This is a genomic window from Actinomadura sp. KC345, assembly GCF_004348515.1.
Lineage (GTDB): Bacteria > Actinomycetota > Actinomycetes > Streptosporangiales > Streptosporangiaceae > Spirillospora.
Window position 1 is genome coordinate 1 of record NZ_SMKH01000095.1, and the last position, 25,310, is coordinate 25,310.

24 protein-coding genes and 2 tRNA genes are annotated in these 25,310 nt (G+C 70.3%); 15 read left to right on the forward strand and 11 right to left on the reverse strand.

Features of this window, described 5'->3' with window-relative positions; genetic code table 11:
* From E1281_RS17685 to E1281_RS17695, 3 genes are all read left to right on the forward strand, one after another.
* Positions 1-659 (forward strand): hypothetical protein (locus E1281_RS17685; RefSeq protein ID WP_207943329.1); only part of this gene is annotated, 659 nt, incomplete at its 5' end.
* A 119-nt stretch (positions 660-778) separates the two neighbouring features.
* Positions 779-1,576 (forward strand): sensor histidine kinase, encoded by a 798-nt coding sequence (locus E1281_RS17690; protein WP_131879539.1) that lies wholly within the window; start codon positions 779-781, stop codon positions 1,574-1,576.
* Positions 1,577-2,233 (forward strand): response regulator transcription factor, encoded by a 657-nt coding sequence (locus E1281_RS17695; RefSeq protein WP_131879541.1) that lies wholly within the window; start codon positions 1,577-1,579, stop codon positions 2,231-2,233.
* A 69-nt stretch (positions 2,234-2,302) separates the two neighbouring features.
* Here the strand turns inward: E1281_RS17695 and clpX are convergent, their stop codons facing one another.
* The 4 genes from clpX to tig form a co-directional block, all read right to left on the reverse strand.
* On the reverse strand, positions 2,303-3,577 hold the full coding sequence (clpX, locus tag E1281_RS17700; protein WP_131879543.1) for an ATP-dependent Clp protease ATP-binding subunit ClpX: 1,275 nt from the start codon (positions 3,575-3,577) through the stop codon (positions 2,303-2,305).
* A gap of 173 nt (positions 3,578-3,750) precedes the next feature.
* Positions 3,751-4,413, reverse strand: coding sequence for an ATP-dependent Clp protease proteolytic subunit (locus tag E1281_RS17705; protein WP_131879580.1), 663 nt, complete (start codon positions 4,411-4,413; stop codon positions 3,751-3,753).
* Positions 4,414-4,474: 61 nt separating this feature from the next.
* The gene (locus tag E1281_RS17710; protein WP_131879545.1) at positions 4,475-5,107 is read right to left on the reverse strand and encodes an ATP-dependent Clp protease proteolytic subunit; all 633 of its coding nucleotides are present in this window, start codon (positions 5,105-5,107) and stop codon (positions 4,475-4,477) included.
* A 315-nt stretch (positions 5,108-5,422) separates the two neighbouring features.
* Positions 5,423-6,952 carry a trigger factor gene (tig, locus tag E1281_RS17715; protein ID WP_131879547.1) on the reverse strand — a complete coding sequence of 510 codons (1,530 nt, stop codon included), beginning with the start codon at positions 6,950-6,952 and terminating at the stop codon, positions 5,423-5,425.
* 324 nt (positions 6,953-7,276) lie between these two features.
* Between tig and E1281_RS17720 the strand changes: the two genes are divergently transcribed.
* Entirely contained in the window at positions 7,277-8,431 is a 1,155-nt protein-coding gene (locus tag E1281_RS17720) for a DMT family transporter (protein WP_131879549.1), read from the forward strand.
* A 61-nt stretch (positions 8,432-8,492) separates the two neighbouring features.
* On the opposite strand, the gene E1281_RS17725 is transcribed toward E1281_RS17720, so the two are convergent.
* Positions 8,493-10,964, reverse strand: coding sequence for a Tex family protein (locus E1281_RS17725; protein ID WP_243717062.1), 2,472 nt, complete (start codon positions 10,962-10,964; stop codon positions 8,493-8,495).
* Positions 10,965-11,275: 311 nt separating this feature from the next.
* Here E1281_RS17725 and E1281_RS17730 point away from each other — a divergent pair, with 311 nt between their 5' ends.
* Both E1281_RS17730 and E1281_RS17735 read left to right on the forward strand, forming a co-directional pair.
* A complete protein-coding gene (locus tag E1281_RS17730) occupies positions 11,276-12,580 on the forward strand; it encodes a sensor domain-containing protein (protein ID WP_243717060.1) in 1,305 nt (434 codons plus the stop codon).
* Positions 12,532-13,176, forward strand: coding sequence for a response regulator transcription factor (locus tag E1281_RS17735; protein WP_131879555.1), 645 nt, complete (start codon positions 12,532-12,534; stop codon positions 13,174-13,176). The genes E1281_RS17730 and E1281_RS17735 overlap by 49 nt, the downstream gene beginning before the upstream one ends.
* A 16-nt stretch (positions 13,177-13,192) precedes the next feature.
* Here E1281_RS17735 and E1281_RS17740 read toward each other — a convergent pair whose 3' ends face one another.
* Positions 13,193-13,612 carry a cupin domain-containing protein gene (locus E1281_RS17740; RefSeq protein WP_131879557.1) on the reverse strand — a complete coding sequence of 140 codons (420 nt, stop codon included), beginning with the start codon at positions 13,610-13,612 and terminating at the stop codon, positions 13,193-13,195.
* 61 nt (positions 13,613-13,673) lie between these two features.
* On the opposite strand from E1281_RS17740, the gene E1281_RS17745 reads away from it, so the two are divergent.
* The 4 genes from E1281_RS17745 (at position 13,674) to E1281_RS17760 (ending at position 17,275) form a co-directional block, all read left to right on the forward strand.
* Positions 13,674-14,150 carry a MarR family winged helix-turn-helix transcriptional regulator gene (locus E1281_RS17745; RefSeq protein WP_131879559.1) on the forward strand — a complete coding sequence of 159 codons (477 nt, stop codon included), beginning with the start codon at positions 13,674-13,676 and terminating at the stop codon, positions 14,148-14,150.
* 193 nt (positions 14,151-14,343) lie between these two features.
* The gene (locus E1281_RS17750; RefSeq protein WP_131879560.1) at positions 14,344-15,618 is read left to right on the forward strand and encodes a glycoside hydrolase family 18 protein; all 1,275 of its coding nucleotides are present in this window, start codon (positions 14,344-14,346) and stop codon (positions 15,616-15,618) included.
* A gap of 152 nt (positions 15,619-15,770) precedes the next feature.
* On the forward strand, positions 15,771-16,595 hold the full coding sequence (locus E1281_RS17755) for an alpha/beta fold hydrolase (RefSeq protein ID WP_131879562.1): 825 nt from the start codon (positions 15,771-15,773) through the stop codon (positions 16,593-16,595).
* The gene (locus tag E1281_RS17760) at positions 16,592-17,275 is read left to right on the forward strand and encodes an HAD family hydrolase (protein WP_131879564.1); all 684 of its coding nucleotides are present in this window, start codon (positions 16,592-16,594) and stop codon (positions 17,273-17,275) included. Before E1281_RS17755 ends, E1281_RS17760 begins: the two co-directional genes overlap by 4 nt.
* A gap of 63 nt (positions 17,276-17,338) precedes the next feature.
* Here E1281_RS17760 and E1281_RS17765 read toward each other — a convergent pair whose 3' ends face one another.
* A complete protein-coding gene (locus E1281_RS17765; RefSeq protein ID WP_131879566.1) occupies positions 17,339-17,947 on the reverse strand; it encodes a YceI family protein in 609 nt (202 codons plus the stop codon).
* Positions 17,948-18,000: 53 nt separating this feature from the next.
* Between E1281_RS17765 and E1281_RS17770 the strand changes: the two genes are divergently transcribed.
* The 4 genes from E1281_RS17770 (at position 18,001) to E1281_RS17785 (ending at position 22,222) form a co-directional block, all read left to right on the forward strand.
* On the forward strand, positions 18,001-18,465 hold the full coding sequence (locus E1281_RS17770) for a helix-turn-helix domain-containing protein (protein ID WP_131879568.1): 465 nt from the start codon (positions 18,001-18,003) through the stop codon (positions 18,463-18,465).
* 182 nt (positions 18,466-18,647) lie between these two features.
* Positions 18,648-21,269, forward strand: coding sequence for an alanine--tRNA ligase (gene alaS / locus E1281_RS17775; RefSeq protein ID WP_131879570.1), 2,622 nt, complete (start codon positions 18,648-18,650; stop codon positions 21,267-21,269).
* A 47-nt stretch (positions 21,270-21,316) separates the two neighbouring features.
* Positions 21,317-21,820: a hypothetical protein gene (locus tag E1281_RS17780; RefSeq protein ID WP_131879571.1), complete on the forward strand. Its 504-nt coding sequence runs from the start codon at positions 21,317-21,319 to the stop codon at positions 21,818-21,820.
* Positions 21,821-21,949: 129 nt separating this feature from the next.
* On the forward strand, positions 21,950-22,222 hold the full coding sequence (locus E1281_RS17785) for a WGxxGxxG family protein (protein WP_131879573.1): 273 nt from the start codon (positions 21,950-21,952) through the stop codon (positions 22,220-22,222).
* A 64-nt stretch (positions 22,223-22,286) separates the two neighbouring features.
* On the opposite strand, the gene E1281_RS17790 is transcribed toward E1281_RS17785, so the two are convergent.
* Positions 22,287-22,360: transfer RNA gene (locus tag E1281_RS17790), tRNA-Pro, on the reverse strand.
* A gap of 143 nt (positions 22,361-22,503) precedes the next feature.
* Here E1281_RS17790 and E1281_RS17795 point away from each other — a divergent pair.
* Positions 22,504-22,574: transfer RNA gene (locus E1281_RS17795), tRNA-Gly, on the forward strand.
* 242 nt (positions 22,575-22,816) lie between these two features.
* Here the strand turns inward: E1281_RS17795 and E1281_RS17800 are convergent.
* From E1281_RS17800 to E1281_RS17810, 3 genes are all read right to left on the reverse strand, one after another.
* A complete protein-coding gene (locus E1281_RS17800; protein WP_131879574.1) occupies positions 22,817-23,014 on the reverse strand; it encodes a helix-turn-helix domain-containing protein in 198 nt (65 codons plus the stop codon).
* Positions 23,015-23,025: 11 nt separating this feature from the next.
* Entirely contained in the window at positions 23,026-23,559 is a 534-nt protein-coding gene (locus E1281_RS17805) for a hypothetical protein (RefSeq protein ID WP_131879576.1), read from the reverse strand.
* 194 nt (positions 23,560-23,753) lie between these two features.
* A complete protein-coding gene (locus E1281_RS17810) occupies positions 23,754-25,016 on the reverse strand; it encodes a relaxase (protein WP_131879578.1) in 1,263 nt (420 codons plus the stop codon).
* Positions 25,017-25,310 lie beyond the last annotated feature (294 nt).

Sequence of the window (25,310 nt, forward strand, 5' to 3'; positions counted from 1 at the left end):
CGCCCGGACCGGGCATGCCCGCGCCCCCGCCGGGCGGACACCGGCGCAAGCGCGGCCCGGGTTGCCTGATCGGGCTGCTGGCCGGCGGGTTCGCGCTGGTGCTCCTGCTCGCCGGCGGCGGTTTCGGCTTCTACTACATGAGCACGAGCCACGAGCTCTCCACCCCGCGGTCGGCGGGCGGCCTGACCCTCGACAGCCGGTACGACAAGGGGGCGGACGACCTCGCCGACACCATGCGCAGAGTGATCCGCAGTTCCACGTCGCCGTCGAACGCCGACTGGGAGGACGGCGTGTACCGGGACGGCGAGCTGGCCTACCTGCTCATCGGGTTCACCGGCTCCTACGACCGGGACAACCTCGTCAGCCGGCTGAGTTCCAACCTGCGCAACGAACTCAGCACGGACGACGTCCGCGTCACCACCCGGATCTATGAGATCGACGACCCGGGCGGCGACGGGACGGGGCTGTGCGGGCGCCTGACCGCGTCGGCGGGAAGCACCTACTCGTACAACTCGATCTGCGGGTGGGCGACCAGGACGACGTTCGCGCTGGTGATCCCCGCCGGCGGAAAGTCGGCCGGGCGGACCGAGCCGCCGCAGTACAAGGTCTCCGGTTTGCAGCGCGTGATGCGCGACCTCCGGGAGGACGTCGAGAGCTGATCCGCCGTACCGGGCGGTTCCCGTGAGGGTCGGGACACAGGTCACCTGACACCGGGTCGCCCCGCTGGAAAGGGTGGTGGAAAACTCCCGCGACGGCGGGGCGAAGGGAGAGGGACGGGATGCGAGCGGTACTGGCACGCGCCGCCGTGCTGGCCGGCGCGTTCACCGCGGGGGCCGTGGCGGCGCGTGCCGCGACCATCCCTCACCTCCGCAGCCTCACCGCCGACCTCCAGCGCTCCCGGGAGCGGATCCTCGCCAGCCGGGAGGAGGAGCGGCGGCGGCTCCGGCACGACCTGCACGACGGGCTCGGGCCGACCCTGGCCAGCCTCGCGATGTCGCTGGACGCGGCGCGCATCACGCTGGCCGCCGAACCCGAGCGGATGGACCCGCTGCTCGCCGACGTCCGCGACCGCCTCGCGACGGCCGTCGGGGAGATCCGCGAGCTGGCGCACGGGCTCCGCCCTCCGGCCCTGGACGACCTCGGGCTCGTCGCCGCCATCGAATCCTTCGCCGAGGGCTGCTGCGAGCGGGCGGACGTGCGGTTCGACGGCGGGCATCTGGAGCTTCCCGCGGCGGTGGAGGTGGCCGCGTACCGGATCGTCCAGGAGGCGCTGACGAACGTCCGGCTGCACGCGCCGGGGAGCACCGCCACGGTCAGGCTGTCCCGGGACGACGACCTCCGCGTCGTGGTGGCCGACACCGGACCGGGCCTGCCCGACGCCGCCCGCAACGGCCCCCAGCCGGGATCGCGTCGCGGCATGGCCGCCATGAAGGAATGGGCCGCGGAGATCGGCGGCAGCTGCGCGATCACCTCGCGGAACGGCGGCGGGACCGTGGTGTCCGCCCGCCTGCCGCTCGCCGCCGCGGAGACCGCCGCCGGGTACCATCGTCCTTCACCAGGAAAAAGGCGGGCATAGATGACCGAGAACATCCGTGTTCTCATCACCGACGACCACCCGGTGTTCAGGCAGGGCCTCAAGGGGCTCCTGCACGCGCTGGGCGTGGAGGTCGTCGGCGAGGCCGAGAACGGCCCGGACGCGGTGAAGCTCGCGGCCGAGCTGCAGCCGGACGTCGTCGTAATGGACCTGCACATGCCCGGCGGCAACGGCATCGAGGCCACCCGGACGATCACCCGGACCAGCCCGCGGATCGGCGTCCTGGTCCTGACGATGTTCCGTGACGACGACTCGGTCTTCGCGGCGATGCGCGCCGGCGCCCGCGGCTACCTGCTGAAGGAGTCCGGCGCCGAGGAGATCGCCCGCGCCGTCCGGGCGGTCGCGGCGGGCGAGGCCATCTACGGGCCGGAGATCGCCCGCCGCGTGCTGATCTACTTCACCGACATGCCCGACCCGAAGAAGGCCGCGTTCCCCGAACTCACCGAGCGGGAACGCGACGTCCTGGAACTCATCGCGCAGGGGCGCAGCAACGCCGACATCGCCGGGACGCTCTTCCTCAGCCAGAAGACCGTCCGCAACCACGTCTCGAACATCTTCATGAAGCTGCACGTCGCGGACCGCGCGCAGGCCATAGTCGTCGCCCGCGAAGCCGGCCTCGGCGAGTCCACGCGCAGCTGAAACTTCGGACCACACGACGAGGCCCCCGGCCACGGGCCGGGGGCGTCGCTGTCGACGACGAGAGCCTGGCTACGCCGACTTCTCTCGCGGTTCGCGCTTGGAGCGGTCTCGGGGGACGAGGGTCGGGTTGACGTGTTCCAGGACGGCCTCGCGGGTGATGACGACGCGGGCGACGTCCTGGCGGCTCGGGACCTCGTACATCACCGAGAGCAGGACCTCCTCCATGATGGCGCGGAGGCCGCGGGCGCCCGTGCCGCGCAGGATGGCCTGGTCGGCGATCGCCTCGAGAGCGTCGTCGGTGAACTCCAGGTCGACGCCGTCGAGTTCGAAGAGGCGGTGGTACTGGCGCACCAGCGCGTTCTTCGGCTCGGTGAGGATGTTGATCAGGGCGTCCCGGTCCAGGTTGTGCACGGAGGTGATCACGGGGAGCCGGCCGATGAACTCGGGGATCAGCCCGAACTTCAGCAGGTCTTCCGGCATCACCTCGCCGAACACGGCCGACGACTCCTCGAAGTCGGACTTGGAGCGGATCTGGGCGCCGAAGCCCATGCCCTGCTTGCCGACCCGGGACTCGACGATCTTCTCCAGGCCGGCGAACGCGCCGCCGCAGATGAACAGCACGTTCGTGGTGTCGATCTGGATGAACTCCTGGTGCGGGTGCTTGCGGCCGCCCTGCGGCGGGACGCTCGCGGTGGTGCCCTCCAGGATCTTCAGCAGGGCCTGCTGGACGCCCTCGCCCGAGACGTCACGGGTGATCGACGGGTTCTCGCTCTTGCGGGCGACCTTGTCGACCTCGTCGATGTAGATGATCCCGGTCTCGGCCTTCTTGACGTCGTAGTCGGCCGCCTGAATCAGCTTGAGGAGGATGTTCTCGACGTCCTCCCCCACGTATCCGGCCTCCGTCAGCGCCGTGGCGTCCGCGATGGCGAACGGGACGTTGAGGAGTTTCGCGAGCGTCTGCGCGAGGAGCGTCTTGCCCGATCCGGTGGGGCCCAGCAGCAGGATGTTGGACTTGCCGATCTCGACCGGGTCGTCCCTGCCGGTGTCGCCCGACTGGATCCGCTTGTAGTGGTTGTAGACGGCGACGGACAGTGCCTTCTTCGCCGTCTCCTGCCCGATGACGTAGGAGTCCAGGAACTCGTAGATCTCCCGCGGCTTGGGCAGGTTGTCCCACTTGAGGTCGGAGGTCTCGGAGAGCTCCTCCTCGATGATCTCGTTGCAGAGATCGATGCACTCGTCGCAGATGTACACGCCCGGGCCCGCGATGAGCTTCTTGACCTGCTTCTGGCTCTTACCGCAGAACGAGCATTTCAGCAGATCACCACCGTCGCCGATGCGTGCCACCCAACTGTCTCCTTTTCGTGGGGCCGCCCGCCTTGGAGGATGCGGCGCAGCTCGGTTGCGTCCCGAAGGCTCTCGACGTTGGATTCGACGTTACCGCCTCCAACGGACTTGGAAAGCCCCTCGCCCGGAAGTGTGGCGGCCGGGCTCGGGGATCCCCTCGTCCTCGTGTCGTCTCAGGACGACACTACCTCGGCTTTGCGCTTCCTGCTGGCGAAGACATCGTCGATGAGACCGTAGTCCTTCGCCTCGTCCGCCGTGAGGATCTTGTCGCGCTCGATGTCCTTGCGGACCTCGTCGATGGTCTTGCCGCTGTGCTCGGCCAGGATGGTCTCCAGCAGCTCGCGGATCCGCATGATCTCGCGCGCCTGGATCTCGATGTCGCTGGACTGGCCGTAGGTGCCCTCGGTCGCGGGCTGGTGGATCAGGATCCGCGAGTTGGGCAGCGCCGCCCGCTTGCCCTGCGTCCCGGCGGCGAGCAGCACGGCCGCGGCCGAGGCGGCCTGGCCGATGCACACCGTCTGGATGTCGGGCTTGACGAACTGCATCGTGTCGTAGATCGCCGTCATGGCGGTGAACGATCCGCCGGGCGAGTTGATGTAGATGCTGATGTCGCGGTCGGGGTCGATCGACTCCAGCGTGATCAGCTGGGCCATCACGTCGTTGGCCGACGCGTCGTCGATCTGCACGCCGAGGAAGATGATGCGCTCCTCGAACAGCTTGTTGTACGGGTTCATCTCCTTGACCCCGTACGTGGTGCGCTCGACGAACGACGGAATGATGTAACGGCTCTGGGCCGGCGCCGGAAACTCGCCCGTCTGGACGCCGGGCCGGACCAGATCGCTGAAACCGGGTCGGATGAAGTCGCTCACTATGTGCCTCCGAATCAGGATCAGGTCGTCAGGAGACGGTGCCCTCGGAGGGCACCTGGGTGGCACTGAGCACCACGTGGTCCACCAGCCCGTAGTCCTTGGCCTCGTCGGCGGTGAACCAGCGGTCACGGTCGGAGTCGCGCTCGATCTGCTCCAGCGACTGGCCGGTGTGTTCGGCGATCTTCTCGGCGAGCGTCTTCTTGACGTACAGCATCTGCTCGGCCTGGATCTTGATGTCGGAGGCCGTGCCGCCGATGCCGCCGGACGGCTGGTGCATCATGATGCGCGCGTGGGGCAGGGCGTAGCGCTTGCCCGTGGTCCCGGCGCACAGCAGGAACTGGCCCATCGACGCGGCCAGGCCCATGCCCACCGTGACGACGTCGTTCGGGACGTACTTCATGATGTCGTAGATCGCCATGCCGGCGGTGACGGAGCCACCGGGCGAGTTGATGTAGATCGTGATGTCGCGGCGGCCGTCCTCGGCCGACAGCAGGAGAAGTTCGGCGCAGATGCGGTTGGCGATATCGTCATCGACCTGCTGGCCGAGGAAGACGATGCGTTCGCGGAGCAGACGCTGGAACAGCTGGTCGCCCAGCGGCGACAGGGGCGCCTCGGCGACCCGCGCCTGGATCCGCGACGACTCGTCGAAAGTCGGAGGCATGCTCACCGGTGTTCCTCCGGTCCTTTTCAATCGGTTCGGATGCTTGGACATTAACGCGCTCACGGGCCCGCTTAAGCCCGGGGGGCCGCCTTTTCGCCAGGGGCGTACCCGCGCGGCACCGGACACGCCCCGGCACTACCGGCGATCTTCCGCGAAAACGACGCCCGCAGAGGCCGCTCCGTCCATCCCCCGGTCAGCGCGGAGCACACACGCCGCGGGGGACCTCCCCCGTCCGCCCGGCTCATGGCAGCGCCCCGCACCCGGTGGCCGGATGCGGGGCGCTGCCCGATGCGTCGGAGAACGTCCAGAAAGGTCTTAGGAGTCCTTGGAGTCCTTGTCCTGGGCGTCCTTCGCCTCCGCGGCGGGGGCCTCCTCAGCGGCGTCCTCAGCCGTCTGCGCGGAGGTCTCGCCCGCGTCATCGGTGTCGCCGGAGTCGGTGCCGCCGGAGTCGGTGTCGCCGGAGTCGGTGTCGCCGGAGTCATCGGTGTCGGCGTCCGCGTCCTCGGCCTGGACGGTCTCGCCGCTCAGCTCCCGCTGGACGGCGTCGACGTCGATCTCGTTGCCCGACTCGTCCTTGACGGTGACGTGCTCGACGACGAGGTTCAGCGCCTTGCTGCGCAGCACCTCGGAGACGATCGCCGGAAGCTGGTTGTTCTGGGTGAGGTACTCGGCGAGCTGCTGCGGCTGCACGCCCATCTGCATCGCCTGCGTGACGACGTACTCGCTGAGCTCCTCGTTCTCGACGTTGAGCTCCTCCTGGACGGCGAGCTGGTCGAGGACGAACCCGCCCTTGACCGCGAGCCGGGCCGCGTCGGCGACCTCGGTGTCGAACTCCTCTTCCGTCTTCTCCTCGCCGGAGAGGTAGTCCTCCTTGGTCATGCCCGCCATCTGGAGCTGCTGCTCCAGCTGCTGGTTGCGGCGGCCGACCTCCTCCTCCACGACCTTGTCGGGAAGCGGGATGTCGATCTTCTCCAGCAGCGCCTCGAGCGCCTTGTCGCGCGCCTCGGACAGCTGCTGGGTCCGCACCTGCCGGTCGAGCCGCGACCGGACGTCGTCGCGGAGCTCGTCGATGGTGTCGAACTCGCTGGCGAGCTGGGCGAACTCGTCGTCCAGGTCGGGCAGGTTCTTGACCTTCACGCTCTGCACGGTGACGGTGATCTCGGCCTCCTCGCCGGCGTGCTCGCCGCCGGCCAGGGTCCCGGTGAACGTCTTGTCCTCGCCGGCGGCCAGGCCGACGAGCGCCTCGTCCAGGCCCTCGATGGCCGAGTTGCTGCCGACCTCGTAGGAGTAGCCGCTGGTGGAGGCGTCCTCGATCTCCTCGCCGTCGATTCGCGCGACCATGTCGATGGTGGCGAAGTCGCCCTCCTCGGCGGCGCGCTCGGCGTTGGTGAGGGACGCGAACCGCTCGCGCAGGTTGTCGATCGTCTCGCCGACCTGCTCGTCGGTGACCTCGGCGTCGTCCACCACGACCTCGAGGCCGTCGTAGTCCGGCACCTCGAACTTCGGCCGGATGTCGACCTCGGCGGTGAACGCGAACTGGGTCCCGTCCTCCAGCTCGGTCACCTCGACCTCGGGCTGCCCGAGCACGAAGATCTCGGTCTCCTCGACGGCGCGGCCGTACAGCTCCGGAAGCGCGTCGTTGACCGCCTCCTGCAGGACCGCGCCCCGGCCGACGTACTTGTCGATCAGCGGGGCGGGGACCTTGCCGGGCCGGAAGCCCTTGATCCGCACCTGCTGCGAGATCTCCTTGTACGCCTTGTCGAGGTTCGGCTTGAGCTCGTCGAACGGAACCTCGACGGTGAGCTTGACCCGCGTGGGGGTCAGCTCCTCGACATCGGTCTTCACTGGGGTAGGTCTCCTTGATCGGGCGCTGTCTCGGCCGTGGCGTTCGACGCGTACTTCTTCCTGCCTGCGAACTTGATGGCCTGCGAGCCATCGGCCTGCACACGCCTACGGGCCCGTCACCCGGTCCGTCTGCGTCGTCACTCAGCCGGTCAGTCTCTCAGCGGCGCGGGCACGCCGAATACGGCTCCGCGCCTTCGCGCGGCCAAGTCTATGGGGTAGCGGCGGCCGCTGCGCGCATCGGTCGCCCACAAGACCGGCGAATCCGCGTCAACGTTCCCGCACGGGCAGTGACATAAGTCATCCGAACCCCCATACTCGTCCGGGATGAACGGGATAGCCGCGGCCTTCAGTGCGACTGGTCTGTACTACCTCGGGTTCGCCGTCTTCAAGGTGGCGGCGGACCGGATGGCCCCTGTCCGGGGCAACCGCATCCTGCACATGATCTGGACGATCGTGAGCAACTGGATCTTCCTGATCGCGCTCGCGATCGTGCTCGGCGGGCTCAGCATGCAGATCCTCGCACTGAGCAGGCTGCCCCTGTCCACCGCCGTGCCGATCTTCATGTCCGGCATCGTCCCGCTGCTGCTGATCGCGCTGGTGTTCTTCGGCGAGCGCCTCACGCCGCGCGAGTGGCTGAGCCTGGTGCTGATCGGCGCGGCGATCCTGCTGCTCACCGCCTCGCTCGGCGGGGACGGGCCGATCAGCTCGGCGGACGCGCCGCTGTGGAAGATCGCGGTGGTGGTCGCCCCGGCGGTGGTGGTGCCGGTCCTCATCCTGGTCCTCGGCGACTACCGGCCGGACGGCAGGCACGCCCGCCCCATCACCGGGATCGCCTACGGGCTCAGCTCGGGCTTCCCGGTCGGCACCGCCGAGCTGGCGATCAAGGGCTGGAGCGACCACGCCGACGCGACCAGCCTGCGGATCGCCATGACGCCGTGGCCGTACCTGACGGTGATCTCGGCGGCGATCGGGTTCGGGATCATGGTCATGGCGTTCCAGCGCTGCCGGGTCTCGATCGTGGCGACCGTGATGACGGTCACCGCCAAGACGTACCTGCTGGCGATGGGCACGTTCCTGTACGGGGAGGCGTGGCCGCAGGACGCGATGTATTCGGCGATGCGGCTGGGCGCCCTGACGCTGGGCGCGATCGCGGTCCTCCAGTTCCCCCGGCACAGGCCCGTCCAGGGGGCGCCCTCCTCCGGGGAGGACGCCCCTTCCGCGCGACAGGACCCCTTCGGCGGCTCCGCGCTGGGCGGTCCGCCGCCCGGCGGGCCGCTGTACCGCCACGCCGAGCCCGCCGGGGACGAGCCGCGGCAGCCGAGGGTGCCGCCGCAGCGGTCCCCGTACGCGCACGACCCGCTCGGCCGGGGCCCCTACGACCAGCAGGGGGCGGAGCCTCGGCCGCCGCGCCGCCCCGTCCGTCCGCAGAGCCCCACGGAGACGGGCTCGGACGGACGCTGGCGCGGTTTCAGCGACTGACCCGCAACGGGCCGGCGCCCCGAACCTCCCGCGGGAGGTTCGGGGATCACCGTTCCGCGGGTCAGCGGTCCTTGCCGGGGAGGCCCTTGTCGAGGCCGGCGCGCCGGAGCGCGTCGGCCATGGCGCCGCCCCCGCCGCGGCCGCCGCCCTGGCCGCCGCGGTTCCTGCCGCCACCGCCCTGGCCGCCACCGGGCTTGCCACCACCGGGCTTGCCACCACCCGGCTTGCCACCACCGGCCTGCCCGCCACGCGGGTTCTGGCCACCGCGGTTCTGGCGGTCGCCCCGGTCGCGCTGCTCACGCTGCTCACGCTGCTCGCCGCGCTGGGCGCCGCCGCCCTGCTGGTCGCGGCCCTGCCTGTCGCGGCCCGGCTCGTCGTCCAGCCGGAGCGTCAGTGAGATGCGCTTGCGCTGGAGGTCGACGTCCAGGACCTTCACGCGGACGATGTCGCCGGGCTTGGTGACATCGCGCGGATCCGACACGAACTTGTCGGACATCGCGGAGATGTGGACGAGCCCGTCCTGGTGGACGCCGACGTCCACGAAGGCACCGAACGCGGCGACGTTGGTGACGACGCCCTCAAGGAGCATGCCGGGTTCGAGATCGGCGAGCTTGTCGATGCCCTCCTTGAACGTGGCGGTCTTGAACGCCGGGCGCGGGTCGCGGCCGGGCTTCTCCAGTTCGGCGAGGATGTCGGTCACGGTCGGCAGCCCGAACGCGTTGTCGATGAAGTCCGCGGGCTTCAGCGAGCGCAGGACGGCGGTGTTCCCGATGAGTCCCTTGATGTCGTTGCCGGCCGCGTCCAGGATCCGCCGCACGACCGGGTACGCCTCCGGGTGCACGCTGGAGGCGTCGAGCGGGTCGTCGCCGCCGGGGATGCGCAGGAAGCCCGCGCACTGCTCGAACGCCTTCGGGCCGAGCCGCGGGACGCTCTTCAGCCCGCCGCGGGTCCGGAACGGGCCGTTGGCGTCGCGGTGGGCGACGATGTTCTCCGCGAGCCCCTCGCCGATGCCCGACACGCGGGTCAGCAGCGGCGCGGACGCGGTGTTGACGTCCACGCCGACGCCGTTCACGCAGTCCTCGACGACGGCGTCGAGCGAGCGCGACAGCTTCACCTCGGAGATGTCGTGCTGGTACTGGCCGACGCCGATCGACTTCGGGTCGATCTTGACCAGCTCGGCGAGCGGGTCCTGGAGGCGGCGGGCGATCGACACGGCGCCGCGCAGGGAGACGTCCATGCCGGGCAGCTCCCGCCCGGCGTACTCCGACGCCGAGTACACCGACGCCCCGGCCTCCGACACCATGATCTTGGTGAGCGTGAGGTCGGGGTGGCGGGCGATCAGGTCGGCGGCGAGCTTGTCGGTCTCGCGGGACGCGGTGCCGTTGCCGATGGAGACCAGGTCGACCTTGTGCTCGCGGGCGAGGCGGGCGAGCATCTCGACCGACTCGTCCCACTTCCGGCGGGGTTCGTGGGGGTAGATGGTGTCGGTGGCGACGACCTTGCCGGTGGCGTCGACGACGGCGACCTTGACGCCGGTGCGCAGGCCCGGGTCCAGGCCCATCGTCGCGCGGGTCCCGGCGGGGGCGGCGAGCAGCAGGTCGCGCAGGTTCGCGGCGAACACGCGGACCGCCTCGTCCTCGGCCTCCTGCCGGAGCCGGGTGCGCAGGTCGATGCCGAGGTGGACGAGGACGCGGGTGCGCCACGCCCAGCGGACGGCGTCCGAGAGCCACTTGTCGGCCGGCCCCCCCTTGTCGGTGATCTGGAACCGGCGGGCGATCTCCACCTCGTACGAGCTGCGCGCTCCCGGTTCCTCCGGAGCCTCCTCGGGCTCCAGGTCGAGTTCGAGGACCTCTTCCTTCTCGCCGCGGAACAGCGCGAGGACCCGGTGCGAGGGCAGCTTCGCGAACGGCTCGGCGAAGTCGAAGTAGTCGGAGAACTTCGCGCCCGCCTCCTGCTTGCCGTCGCGGACCCGCGAGACCATCCGGCCCCGGTTCCACATGCGTTCGCGCAGGGCGCCGATGAGGTCGGCGTCCTCGGCGAAACGCTCGACGAGCACGGCGCGCGCGCCCTCCAGCGCGGCGGCCGCGTCGGCGACGCCCTTGTCCGCGTCCACGTAGTCGCCGGCGGCGGTCTGCGGGTCGTGGGACGGGTCGTCCAGCAGCAGGTCGGCGAGCGGTTCGAGCCCGGCCTCGCGGGCGATCTGCGCCTTGGTGCGCCGCTTCGGCTTGTACGGCAGGTAGACGTCCTCCAGCCGCGCCTTGGAGTCGGCGGCGAGGATCCGGGCCTTGAGCTCGTCCGTGAGCTTGCCCTGCGACTCGATCGACTCCAGAATCGCGGCGCGGCGCTCGTCCAGCTCGCGCAGGTAGCGCAGCCGCTCCTCCAGCGCGCGGAGCTGCGCGTCGTCGAGGGTTCCGGTCGCCTCCTTGCGGTAGCGGGCGATGAACGGGACGGTCGCCCCGCCGTCGAGCAGGTCCACCGCGACCCGCACCTGCCCCTCGCCGACGCCGAGCTCCTCGGCGATGCGCTGGGTGATGGGCCGGGTCGCGGGCGGGGTGCCCTCCTGGCCGGTGGACGTCTGGCTGGTGGTCGCTGTCACAGCTTGGATTCGCTTTCTCCCCTGGATGTCAGCGTGCATTGTCCAGGGAACGGGCCTCGTTGTCTTGTCACCGGATCGATTTGTCGCCGCTCAGGGACGGCCGTATAGGCGGGGCACGAAGGCAGGGTAGGTCTAACTCCCCGGTGACGACGGCCGAGAGGGGGCCTAGCACCACTGAGACCTGGACCCGGGACCGACCACAATGGTGGGGTCGGGACCTACCGGATAGAGCACCCATGGAGGACCAAGTGGACCGCCAGCGTGCCGTCGGGCTACTCGGAGAGTATGCGCGGCGGGTCTTCATCACGTTCGTCCGTGCGGTCGTCCAGATCGTGCTGGCGTTCACGGTGCACCTGCCGCTGTTCATCCTGGCGGTCCTGTCGATCGCCTTCATCCCGCTGGGCGTCGGGGTCGTGCTGACGCCGGTCGTGTTCCAGGCGGTCCGGGCGGCCGCCACCCAGCAGCGGGCGTGGGCCGCCGAATGGTCGGGCGTGAAGATCGCCCTCCCGTACCGGCCGGAGCCGGCGGGCGCGCCCGGCCCGTTCGGGCGGCTGAGGTGGGTGCTGGCCGACCCGGCGTCGTGGCGTGACCTGCTGTGGACCTTCCTGAACATCCCGATCGCGCTCGTCCTCGGGGTCCTGGCGGGCGGTCTGGTCGTCTACGGGGTGGAAGGCGTGCTCGTCGCGCCGTGGGTCGCGCAGTTGACGGACTACGGCTGGGGCCCGTTCTGGATGCTGGACGACTACGGAGCCCTCGGTTACGCCGGGACGGTCGTCCTCGGCGCCGGAATGGTGGCGGCGGCCATCCCGCTGGGGCCGGCGTTCCTGAGGGCGCACGCGCTGTTCGGCCGGTCGCTGCTCTCGCCGACGAAGGGGGCCCTGACCGAGCGCGTCCAGCGGCTCACCGAGACGCGATCGGAGACGGTGGACGCCTCCGCGGCCGAGCTGCGCCGCATCGAGCGGGACCTGCACGACGGCGCGCAGGCCCGGCTGGTCGCGCTCAGCATGAACATCGGCCTCGCCGAGCAGATGATGAAGCACGACCCGGAGACCGCGCAGCAGCTGCTCGCCGAGGCGCGCGCCGCCAGCGGTACGGCGCTGACCGAGCTGCGCGACCTGGTCCGGGGCATCCATCCGCCCGTGCTGGCCGAGCGCGGCCTGGACGGGGCCGTCCAGGCGCTGGCGCTCAGCCTGCCGCTGCCGGTGGACATCCGGATCGACCTGCCGGGACGCCCGGACGCGCCGGTCGAGTCCGCCGCCTACTTCGCGGTCGCGGAGATGTTCGCCAACGTGGTCAAGCACTCGGGCGCCCGGCGGGCCTGGCTCCAGATCGAGCACTCGGACGGCCGGCTGCTTATGATCATCGGGGACGACGGGACGGGCGGCGCCGACCCCGCGCAGGGCTCCGGGATGCGCGGGATCGAGCGCAGGCTCGCGGCCTTCGATGGGACGATGGCCGTGACGAGCCCGCCCGGCGGGCCGACCGTCGTGACCATGGAGCTGCCTTGCGCGTTGTCATCGCCGAAGACCTCGCCCTCCTCAGGGACGGGCTGATCCGCCTCCTCAGCGCGTTCGAGTTCGAGGTCGTCGAGGCCGTCGACAACGGCCCGTCCCTGCTGCGGGCGCTGACCGCGCACCGTCCCGAGGTCGCGGTGGTGGACGTGCGGCTGCCGCCGACGTTCACCGACGAGGGCCTGAAGGCGGCGCTGGAGGCCAGGCGGGAGATCCCCGGGCTGCCGGTGCTGGTGCTGTCGCAGCACGTCGAGCAGCTGTACGCGCGGGAGCTGCTGTCCGACAGCACGGGCGGGATCGGCTACCTGCTGAAGGACCGGGTGTCGGACGTCCAGGTCTTCGTGGAGGCGGTGCGCCGGGTCGCGGCCGGCGGCACCGCCCTCGACCCGGACGTGGTGTCGCAGCTGCTGACCCGGCACGCCCGCGAGGAGCCGCTGCAGCAGCTGACCCCCCGCGAGCGCGAGGTGCTCGGGCTGATGGCCGAGGGCCGGTCGAACGCGGCGATCGCCGGGAAGCTGTTCGTCACCGAGAAGGCGGTCAGCAAGCACACCAACAACATCTTCGGCAAGCTCGGGCTGCCGCAGTCCGAGGACGACAACCGCCGCGTCCTGGCCGTCCTCGCCTATCTCGGCACCTGACGTTCCCGCGTCCGGCTCATCGCGCCCATGGCGGGACGAGGCGCTCGTCGCCCTGCGGGGCGATCTCGCACCTGGTGGCGTCGACGAGGGCGTCCGGGTCGTAGGCGAGGCAGCCCGCGTGGGCGGCGACGACGGCGGTGAACCCGGTGCCGGGCGGCGAGGTCATCCGGCGCGGCATGCCGGCGGGCAGGACGACGGTGTCGCCGGGGCCCGCCTCCAGCTCGCGTCCGTCGAGGTCGACGGTGGCGGAGCCGTCGAGGAACGTCCACACCTGCTCGGTGTCGAAGGCGTGCAGCGGGCCGGTCTTGCCGGGGGCCATGTCGACGCGCCAGACGGCGAGGCCTTGCGTGCCGCCCTGGCCGGGCGTGGCGAACGTGGTCATGGTGCCGTTGGGCGTTTCGGTGCGGCGGCTTTCGGCGTCGCGGATGAGCGTCATGGGTCCCGATCCCCTAAGTTAGACAATATAGTTGTCCATATAGTCAATGAGGTTGTCTTTAATGTCAAGTGACGGCGGTCCCCCCGGCTTCGAGCTGCCGCTGCGGCTCTTCCTCGCGTTCCGTGTGATCATCGACGAGCTGCACGCCGAGCTCGCGGAGCAGGGGCATCCCGGCCTGCGGCCGATGCACGGCTTCGTCTTCCAGGCGATCGGCCCGGACGGCACGACGGCCGTGGAGCTCGGACGGCGGCTGGGGGTGTCCAAGCAGGCCGCGGGCAAGATGGTCGAGTCACTGGAGCGGGCCGGCTACGTCGAGCGCGCCGCCGACTCGTCCGACGCCCGCCGCAAGATCGTCCGGCTGACGGCCCGGGGGACGGACTCCCTGGACCGCTCCGCGCGGATCTTCGACCGGATCCGGGACGACTGGGTGCGGCGCCTGGGCGCCGACCGCGTCCGGGCGATGGAGCACGACCTCCGCCGGGTCACGCCCGCCGACCTGTGGCGGCTGGACATGCCCGGCTGGTTCGGGGCGCCGTGAAGATTCTTTCCGGACCGCCCGCCCGTACGTGCGCAGCTAGCCGCTTAGACCACCGGTTCCCGGCTCTCGCAGGCCCCGCGGACCCCTTGAACGTGCCGTTCCACCCGGTTACCATCTGGCCAATTCTTAGGAAAGTTTCCTAAGAATAAGGCGGGGATTCCTGTTTGCTCGGGGGCCGAACGAACGGAGAATCATGTCCAGACCGGGCGGACGGCGGGTCATGGCGCTCGCCGGCGCGACAATCCCGGCGGTGCTCGCCGCCCTGCTCCCGGCGCCTCCGGCGTCTTCGGCGTCACCGGCGTCATCGGCCGGAACGGTCCACGCCGCCGAGCGGGGCGCCGCATCCGCGAACGCGGGCGAGAAGATTATCGGGTACTTCGCGGAGTGGGGCGTCTACCAGCGCAACTACCACGTGAAGAACATCGAGACGAGCGGCTCCGGCGGCAAGCTGACCCACATCAACTACGCGTTCGGCAACGTCCAGGGCGGCAAGTGCACCATCGGCGACGCCTACGCCGCCACCGACAAGGCCTACACCGCCGACCAGAGCGTCGACGGCGTCGCCGACACCTGGGACCAGCCGCTGCGCGGCAACTTCAACCAGCTCCGCAAGCTGAAGAAGCTGCACCCTGGCCTGAAGGTGATCTGGTCGTTCGGCGGCTGGACGTGGTCCGGCGGCTTCGGCCAGGCCGCCCAGAACCCGGCCGCGTTCGCCGAGTCCTGCCACAACCTGGTCGAGGACCCGCGCTGGGCCGACGTGTTCGACGGCATCGACATCGACTGGGAGTACCCGAACGCGTGCGGGCTCACCTGTGACAGCAGCGGCCCGGACGCGCTGAAGAACCTGATGTCGGCGCTGCGGTCCCGGTTCGGCTCCGGCGACCTCGTGACGGCCGCGATCACGGCCGACGCCAGCGCCGGCGGCAAGATGGACGCCGCCGACTACGCGGGCGCCGCCCAGTACGTCGACTGGTACATGCCCATGACCTACGACTACTTCGGCGCCTGGGCCGCCCAGGGGCCGACCGCTCCGCACTCGCCGCTCACCTCCTACCCGGGCATCCCGCAGGCGGGGTTCAACAGCGCCGAGACCATCGCCAAGCTGAAGTCGAAGGGCATTCCGGCGAGCAAGCTCCTGCTCGGCATCGGGTTCTACGGGCGCGGCTGGACGGGCGTCACGCAGACCGAGCCGGGCGGCACCGCGACCGGAGCCGCGCCCGGCACGTACGAGGCCGGCATCGAGGACTACAAGGTCCTCAAGGACCGGTGCCCCGCGACCGGCACCGTCGCCGGAACGGCCTACGCCAAGTGCGGCGGCCAGTGGTGGAGCTACGACACGCCGTCCACCATCGGCGGGAAGATGGACTACGCCCGGAACCAGGGACTGGCGGGCGCCTTCTTCTGGGAGCTCAGCGGCGACACCGGGAACGGAGAGCTGGTCACGGCGATCAGGAACGGGCTCGGCTGATCCGATAGCGGGGGTTCCTCCCGCCCCCGCAGGCCGAGCCCCGCGGGCCCTCGACCACCCGGTCGGGGGCCCTTCGTCCTTCGCGCCGGGGTCCTCTTGCCGCGGCTCCAGTAACGTCGATGGGCATTCCCAGGACGACGTGAGGAGCAGACTTGGACGGCTGGACACTGGGCAAGGCGTACCGGAGCAAGGCTGGAGAGGTCCGCTGGGACGTGTACGGGGACGAGCGCGCGGCCCCGGTCGTCCTTCTGCACGGCACGCCGTTCTCGTCCTACGTGTGGCGTGGCGTCGCGCGCGCTCTGGCGACGACCCATCGCGTGTACGTCTGGGACATGCCCGGCTATGGAACGTCCGAGATGAGCGGCGGGCAGGATGTCTCGCTTGCCGCGCAGGGGTCTGTGTTCACGGAGCTCCTGGCGCACTGGGGTCTCGATGAACCGCATGTGGTGGCGCACGACTTCGGGGGTGCCGTGGCTCTCCGGGCGCATCTCCTGCATGGCGCCCGCTACCGCTCCCTCGCCGTCGTCGACCCGGTCGCTCTCGCCCCGTGGGGGTCGCCGTTCTTCCGGCTGGTCGGTGCCAACGCCGAGGTGTTCGAGCAGCTTCCGCCCGCTCTGCACGGGGCGCTCGTCCGGGAGTACGTGTCGTCGGCGAGCCACCGGGGCCTGCATCCGGCGGTCCTTGAGGCGCTGGTCGAACCGTGGCTGGGGGACGCCGGCCGGCCGGCGTTCTACCGGCAGATCGCGCAGGCGGACCAGCGCTACACCGACGAGATCCAGGGCCGCTACGGCGACCTGGCGCTTCCCGTCCTGATCTGCTGGGGCGTCTCGGACACCTGGATCCCCGTCGCCAAGGCCCACGAGCTCGCCCGCCTCGTCCCCGGGGCACGCGTCCAGCTGATCGAGGGGGCCGGGCACCTGGTGCAGGAGGACGCGCCCGCGGAGCTGACCGCCGCCCTCGCCGGGTTCCTCGCGTGATCGCGGCCGTGCTGTTCGATCTCGACGGCACGCTCCTCGACCACGAGGGGGCGGCCGCCGAGGCGATCACCCGGTCGTTCCCGGACGCGGATCCGGCGTGGCTCGTCCGGCGCTGGAGGGAGCTGACCGAGGACGCGGTCGACCGGTACCTGGCGGGCGAGCTGAGCTTCGACGCACAGCGCCGCGCCCGGATCGTCCCGCTGGCCCGGGACCTGGGGCTCGGCGACTGGGACGACGCCCGCGCCGACGCGTGGGTCGCCGGTTTCGTGGCGCTCTACGAGGCCGCGTGGCGCCCGTTCCCGGACGCGGGTCCCGCGCTGGACGTGCTGGCGCGGCGCGGCATGCGACTCGGGGTGATCACGAACGGGGACGCGGAGCAGCAGCGCGCGAAGATCGAACGGCTCGGCTTCGCCCGCCTGCTCCCCCACGTCGTGACGTCCGGCGAGACGGGATCGGCCAAGCCCGACGCCGGGATCTTCCGGACGGCGTGCGCGGGGCTCGGCGTCCCACCGGACGAGGCCGCCTACGTCGGGGACCGGCTCGTCACCGACGCGCAGGGCGCCGCCGCCGCGGGGCTCAGCGGCGTGTGGCTCGACCGCTCCGGCGGGCCGGCGCCGCACGAGCCGGGGGTTTCGCGCATCACGTCCCTGGACGCGCTGCCGCGGCTGCTGGGGCTCTGAGCACCGGCGACCCGGCGGCGGGCGGCAACGGATCGGCGCCGGTGCCGCCCGCCCGCGCCCGGGTCACGTCGTCTGGCGGCTCGTCTCCAGGCGCGGGGCCCGGAGGCTCGCCTGGATGTCCAGGATGATCTGAACCTTGTCGCTGAGGCCGAGCCCGCCGCCGCCCGGCACCTTCGCGGTGTCGCCGACGCCGAACTCCAGCCGGCTGATCTCACCGGTCGCGGTGAAGCCGGCGCGGGCGCCGGCGAACGGGTCGTCCTCCCGGAAAGGATCGGGCCCGAAGCCGCCCACCTCCAGGTCGAGCGGAACCTGCCTGGTCACGCCGCGCAGGGTCAGCTCGCCGTCCAGGATGAAGTCGTCCCCGTCGGGACGGACGCCGGTGGAGCGGTACGTCATCGTCGGATACTTCTCGACGTCCAGGTAGTCGGGGTTCCGGAGATGCTCGTCGCGCTGGGCGATACCGGTGTCGACCGAGGCCAGGTCGATGGTCGCCGTCACCGACGAGCCGAGGGGATCGTCGCCGGTCACGACCGTCCCCTCGAACGTCCCGAAGCGCCCGCGGACCTTGCTGACCATCAGGTGGCGGACGGTGAAGCCGACGTTGCTGTGGAGGGGGTCGATGGTCCAGGTGCCGGCGATGTATCCGGGGATCTCGACAAGCTCGGTCGTCATCGTGTCTCCTTGGGTTATGAGAAGTAAGGCGGTTCCGATCAGGAACCGTCTCCATGGTGCGGACACCCGCGGAGTCGGCACAAGAAGGCACTTTTTTCTGCCTCGGTCACCTGGAGATAACCATGCAGCACAGTGGAAACTGCCGGGCGCGCGAGGTCCTCGACCGCGTCGGCGACAAGTGGTCCCTGCAGGTGATCGCGCTGCTCGGCGAGCGCACCAAGCGGTTCACCGAGCTCAAGCGCGAGATCGACGGCATCAGCCAGCGGATGCTCACCGTCACCCTGCGCGGTCTGGAGCGCGACGGCATCGTCACCCGCACCGTCTATCCGGTGATGCCGCCCCGCGTGGACTATTCACTCACCCCCATGGGCGCGACGCTGATGGACGCAGCCAGCACTCTCGTCGCATGGGCCGAATCCCACCTCCATGAGATCGACGCCGCCCGCGATGACTACGACGCCCGCGCAGCGGAAGCGGAAGCCTTTCAAGAGGGAGTGAGAACCGCGCCACGGAAGTAGGCGCGAGGGCGCCGCAGGAAATCCACGTGCCGCCGCTCGCCGCCGGGCGGTAGCTTGGGGAGCGATGGACTTTCACGAGGTGGGACGGCGAGCTAGCCGCGCCGAGCTGGGGAACGAGCAGTCGTGCCCGGCCCGGCTCGGCGGTGCGCGCCGTCATCCCATCGACCTCGTGAGGCCGTCCCATGCGTTCGACTGACATACGTTCGACATTCCTGGACTTCTTCCAGAAGCGCGACCACCGTGTCGTGCCGTCCAGCCCGCTGCTTCCGTCCGACCCCACGCTCCTGCTGACGAACTCGGGCATGAACCAGTTCAAGCCGTACTACCTCGGCGAGACCACCCCGGAGCACCCTCGCGCGGTTTCCGTGCAGAAGTGCGTGCGTACGTCCGACATCGAGAACGTGGGCCGGACGACCCGGCACGCGACGTTCTTCGAAATGCTCGGCAACTTCTCATTCGGCGACTACTTCAAGGCGGAGGCGATCTCCTGGGCGTGGGAGGTCTTCACCCGCCATTACAACCTCGACCCAAAGCGTCTCTGGGTCACCGTCTACCAGGACGACGACGAGGCCGTACGCCTCTGGCGGCCTTTCGGTTTCCCCATGGAGCGGATCCAGCGGCTCGGCATGGCGGACAACTACTGGTCGATGGGTGTGCCGGGCCCTTGCGGACCGTCCTCCGAACTGCACTACGACCGGGGGCCGTCCTTCGGGCGTGAAGGCGGGCCGGCCGTGGACGGCGAGCGCTACCAGGAACTGTGGAATCTCGTCTTCATGCAGAACCTCCGCGGAGAGGGCTCCGGCAAGGACGAATACCCGATCGTCGGCGAACTCCCATCGCGGAACATCGACACAGGGCTCGGCCTGGACCGCCTCGCCGCGATCCTGCAAGGCGTCGACACGGTGTGCGAAACCGACCTGCTGGCGCCGACGTTCCGGCTCGCGCAGGAGAGGGCGGGACGTGCCTATCCAGGCCGCGATGGAAGCGACGACTCCACGTCCTTCCGCCTCGTCACGGAGCACTCGCGGTCGATCGCGTTCCTCATCGCCGACGGCGTGCTGCCCGCGCGCGACGGCCGAGGCTACGTGCTCCGCCGGCTGATGCGCCGCACCGTCCGGCACGCGCGCAGGCTCGGCATCGAGGAGGCGCTGCCGGCGCTGACGTCCAGCGTCATCGCCACCCTCGGCGGGACGTGGCCGGAGCTGGCGCGGCAGTCGGAGCTGATCCGGCAGGTCGTCACCGCCGAGGAGGAGGGCTTCGAGCGGACGCTGCGCCAGGGTTCCCAGCTCCTGGACTCGGCGATCAGCCGCGCGTCGACCACCGTCTCCGGCCGCACCGCGTTCGAACTGCACGACACCTACGGCTTCCCGATCGACCTGACCGTCGACGCCGCGCGCTCGGCGGGCCTCACGGTCGACGAGGACGAGTTCGCCGAGCTCCTCGACGAGCGGCGCCGCCAGGCGCACCGGGCGGGCCGGGGCCGGAAGGGGGACGCGGTCGCACGCCGGGACGTCTACCGGCGCATCACCGGCGAACACGGCCGCACCGAATTCGTCGGCTACTCCTCCACGAGCGCGGAGACACGCGTCCTCGCGCTGCTCGGCCCGCACGGGACGCTCCGCGGCGCGAGCGAGGGCGACGAGATCGAGGTGATCCTCGCGCGGAGCCCGTTCTACGCGGAATCAGGCGGCCAGGTCGGAGACACGGGCACGCTGCGCACCTCCGAAGCGACGCTCCAGGTCCTGGACACCCGACTCGGGCTGGAAGGCTTGCACGTGCATAGCGTCCGCATACTGGACGGCGCGGTGCGTCCCGGCGACGAGGCCGACGCGCTCGTGGACGCGGATCGCCGGGCGGCGACCGCGCGCTCGCACAGCGCCACCCACGTCCTGCACGCGATGCTGCGCCGGTTTCTGGGCGAACACGCGGCCCAGCGCGGCTCGCGCGTCGAGCCGGGACGCCTCCGCTTCGACTTCGCGCACTTCTCCCCCGTCGACACCGTCGCCGTCCAGAGCCTGGTCAACGACTACCTGCTCGACGACCCCGACGTCCGCGTCTGGGAGGCGACCCGTGCCGAGGCGGAAGCGGCCGGGGCCGTCGCGCTGTTCGGCGAGAGCTACGGGGAAGACGTCCGGATCGTGGACATCGGCGACGCGTCCCGCGAGCTGTGCGGGGGGACGCACGTCGGCCACGGCTCGCAGGCGGGCCCCGTCCACGTCGTCGGGGACTCGTCGATCGGCACCGGTCTCCGCCGCATCGAGGCGCTGACGGGTGCCGACGCACTGCGCCATCACGACCACCAGCGCGACATCCTCGCCGAACTCGCGGCGCTGCTGAACGTCCGTCCCGACCAGGCGCCCGACCGCCTGCGGCAACGGCTGGAAACCCTCGCCGAGACCCAGCGGCACCTGAACACCCTCCGGGAGGCCGACCTGGACGCGCACGCGACGCGCCTGGCGTCAGGGGCCGAGCCGGTCTCCGGCGGGTGGCTGGTCGCGGAAACGCTCACGGAGCGGACCGGCCCGGACCTCCGCGCGATCGCCACCAAGATCCTCGCCCTGCGCGAGGGCACCGCCATCGTGATCCTCGGCGCGGACACCGGCGGCAAAGCGGCGCTCGTCGCGGCGACGAACACCGGAGCACAGGCGCGCGACCTGCTCACCGGCGCGGCCCGCGCGGTCGGCGGCGGCGCCGGCGGCAAGGGCCCCGTGGCGAACGCGGGCGGCCGCGACCCCGGCCGCCTGCCGGAGGCGATCAGCACCGCCGCGCACCGGGCCCGCACCCTTCTCGCCACCCTTGATTAGTACAAATCCCCACGTATCGTAAGAAACAGGACGGCGAGGGGAGCCTGATGCTGCGCGTGTTCTGTTTCCGCACCCTCGGAATCACGGTCGAAGACCTCTACCTGATCGACCCCGACCCGGACCGCGGAGGACACGAACGCGGCGTCCGCGTCGAATTGCGCCTGCTCGACGAACCCGCCTGGCGCGGCTCCCCCAACGCGTCACAGCCCGTCATCGTCGACCGGGCCGTCTGGCGGGCCGACTTCCTGGAGTCGGTCGCCGGCGGCCCGGGGTCCAAGGACCGCATGCACCACCACCCGGGCATGCTCGACAACGAGCCGGGCCGACGCGTCTTCGCCCCCGGCCTGACGGCGGACCCCATGGGCTGGCTGGAGCACCAACTCTCCGACGTCCTCCCCCACCTGGAGGCGGCCGGCGTCGACACCCGCCACCACCACGCCTCCGCCCAGGCCCTCCGGGAAGCGACCCCCGAAGTCGTCGGCACGGTCGCGACCGTCCTCGGCGAAGTCCGCGCCGGCACACTCGCCACCACACCCCAGAAACAACCCTGAAGACCCGGATTCAGAAAAGCGTCAACAAACGACGATCATCCGGTATGCGACGTTACGCGGGCTCCCTTCAGGGGACGGCCTGCCACCAACGGGATCCGCCACTCATTACTCAGGGAAATGGGGTAGAGCATGCGCAAGTTCCTCGGAGCGGTGAGCCTGGCCGCACTGGTCACCTTCGGTACCGCGGCACCCGCGTCCGCCGAGCAGCCGGCCAAGCAGCCGGCCGTCCAGCAGGTGAAGCAGGCGCAGAACGAGGACGGCGGCGGCAGCAAGGCGGGGCTGTGGGGTCTGCTCGGCCTCCTGGGCCTCCTCGGCGCCATGGGCATGAGGAAGTCCAAGCCCAACGTCGGGACCGCGGAGAGCCGCACCGGCACCGGCCGGCGCGAAGGCCCGGGAATGTGAGTGCCGGCCGCCGCCCGACCGCGCCTCACGGCGCCGACCGAGCGGCGGCCCGGGACTCCCCCTGTCGGGCTGGCGGGATTTGAACCCACGACCCCCGGCACCCAAAGCCGGTGCGCTACCAAACTGCGCTACAGCCCGCACACGATGACGCGAGAAGTCTAGTCCCGATCAGACGCGCCCGCCGCTCCATATCCGGCACACGGCCCACCTGACACGTCCGCACCCGGAAGCCTGTACGCTACGGGATGGCGATCGAGGACCCCATGGCCCTCAATCCGCTCGCGGGCGTAGCTCAATGGTAGAGCCCCAGTCTTCCAAACTGGCTACGCGGGTTCGATTCCCGTCGCCCGCTCTCTCGTTTCCCCAGGTCAGAGCCTTGTAGGGCGATCTTGACTGACCCTCTGAAGATCATTTGTCACCCATTTGTCACTGGGATCTGGCACGCCTGAGCGGCATCCTGGTTCAACTGCGAACCTTGGCGATCATGGTCTGAGCGTCTCTGGCGAAGATCGACACGGCGCAGGAGCAGGCAGCCTCAACGCCGAAGGCCCGGCTCCCGTCGGGGAACCGGACCTCCAGCCAGCGGATGTCCTTCTAGCTCGCTTCTCCCCCGAGCAGCCGACGCAGGTCGGCGGTGACGACGCGGTAGCTGGCCCCCACGCGGATCACCTTGCAGGGGAACTCTCCCGTCCGGGCGAGTTCGTAAGCGCGGGTGCGTCCGAGCCCGATGGCACGCGCGGCAGTCTCGATGTTCGTGGTGGTGGGCAGCGCGAGGAGTTCCTCTCGGCTCATCAACTCCACCTTCAGGCCCCCTTCCCCCGGCTCCTGGCCCATCTCGGGCGTGGAGGCTGTCTACGTGGTGGCGCTTCGACGTTCGGTCCCGGGTCGTCCAGTTCAGGACGCGCTGAGGGTGTGGCGTTGCTCAGGGGCGGCCGGTGATCGTCCGGACGAGGGCGTCCGTTGACGGACTTGATCGCGCTCTGCGCGTGTCCGGCGGCTTCGCCGAGCCCGGAGGTGAGGTGGCGTGCGTGGAGGATGGCGCGGCTGTAGGCGTCCAGGACCTCGTCCAGGTCCCCTCCGTGATCGTGGCCGAGGCGATGCTCTCGGTGCTCCCGCAGCAGGAACTCGTCGAGCTGCCGCAGGGTCTGGTCGAGCCCGTAGGCAGCCGACGCGAGAGCTCCCAGCACCGCATAAGCGGTCGCCGGCATCGTCAGACCCGGTGGTCCTGCGGTGGCACGGTTGAGATCCCGGACGCGCTCGCGAAGGTCATGGACGATCTGCTCGGTCGCGCCGTCACCTTCGGAGGTGGCGCCGAGGTCGTAACGGTCATGGGTCATGCGCATGCTCCTTGCGGCGTTGTCTTCCTGCGTCTCGTGCAGGGGTAAGCACGGTCATGGCTCGTCCTTCCTCGCGGGGTGACAGGTAGGTTCACCTGGCACGCTTTGACGTTCTTTACGCTCCGTAATTGTGCATGCGTGATGATCTTTACTCCACCATCTGCATGCACGCGGCGTGTCCCGTCCACCCCACGTCAGCGCTTGGGGCCGCGACGATGGAGCTGGTGGTCCCGGGCAGGGCGCGAGAGTCCCGCCGACTCCCGCCGCAAGCCATCACTCAGCGGTATGGGGAAGGACTCCGCCGCCAGTCGTCCGGCGTCCTGTACTTCGGCAACTCGGGGCGGCGTTGGCCGGACGGGCAAGGACGCTTGTCGCTCGACGGTGCGAAGTCGTCCGGCGGCTTGCCGCGCGGCCCCAGCCTGCGCGGCACGCTGCTGCGACTCCCGATGGGCAGCGACTGCATCCATGATCTCCACCAGGTTGGCGATCAGGAACAGCAGCTCTACCGTGAGATCCCTACTCCGATCACGTTGGTCGCCCCTGCCGATGTTGGTAACGGCCATGATCCGCGCGGCTACCCTCAGCCCGTTGCCGGACGAGGAAGTCGGAGAAGGGCGTCCGAACGGTTCCCGCGCGGCACGGTCGTAGACATCGGCGACCTTCGCAAGCTCCCTGTTCCCGGTGATATCCGCTGTCACGTGCAAGACGTCAGAGGCCGCAGATGCGACGTCCGCGCGCACTCCCGGATCACTGGTATGCCGCATGTGCCAGGCCGCCGTAGCTGCCGCATGTGCGGCCTCCCGGTAAGCCGCGGTTCGCGCTTCATGGTCGAGAACCGGTTGCCGAGTCCTGGTCACCCGCCGCGCGGTCGGGACAGCCGCCCACGCACCCCACCGCTGCCGCAGCTTTGGCAATGTGAGGTCAGCGGCAAGCTTGCCTCCAGAGAAGTAGATCGGGGCTTTCGCGCTGTTCGTGTATCCCGGAACCGCTACCGCGTATCCGGTGATCTGACCCGGTGTCTGAACACTGAATCTCAACCGGACCAGGAGACCGCGCTCACGCAGCCCCACGAAGAACGCGTCTTCGCTCTCGGCGACCGCAGCCACTGTCGCCACCTGGCGGCGCAAACTGACGCGAGGCGGTTCCTCCAAGCCGGCGCGCTCTGCTCGTTCCCGTTCAGCTCGTGATGGACGCGGTGCCGCCGTTCGGTCCGCGGGCGCAGTACGGAACAAGCCGTACCGCCGCTCGACGACCTGACACGCCATCCGCGCCTTGAGGTAGTCCCGGGTGACGTTCGGTCTACGACCATCCTCACGTGCAAGCGTGGCCACGACATGGATGTGATCGTCCGCGTGACGCACGGCGATCCACCGGCACGCCTCTGCATCGCCGCGTGGTGCGATGCCGGTCTGGTGCATCAGTTCCTCGGCGACGTCGGCCCACTCCTCATCCGTCAATGCCCGGTCCGTAGGGGCCGTCCGGAGCGAGCATTGCCAGACCGGCTCGGCTGGCCGACTTCGCCGCATCGTCTCCAGCGGCGAGCGCAGCGCCGCGACCAGCGGACGGAGATCGCGCTTCCTGTCCGGGCGTCTTACTGGTTCCAGTGCCGCCGGGTGCCGGTACCCAGGGCGAATGCGTTCTCAGATAGTGAGATCGAGTAGTTGAAGTGCGTGGTCGGGGTGTGCCCGGTAGTGGTCGTTGGCGGCGGCGATGTTGGTCCAGCCCATGAGGTCGGCGAGGGCGATGGCCAG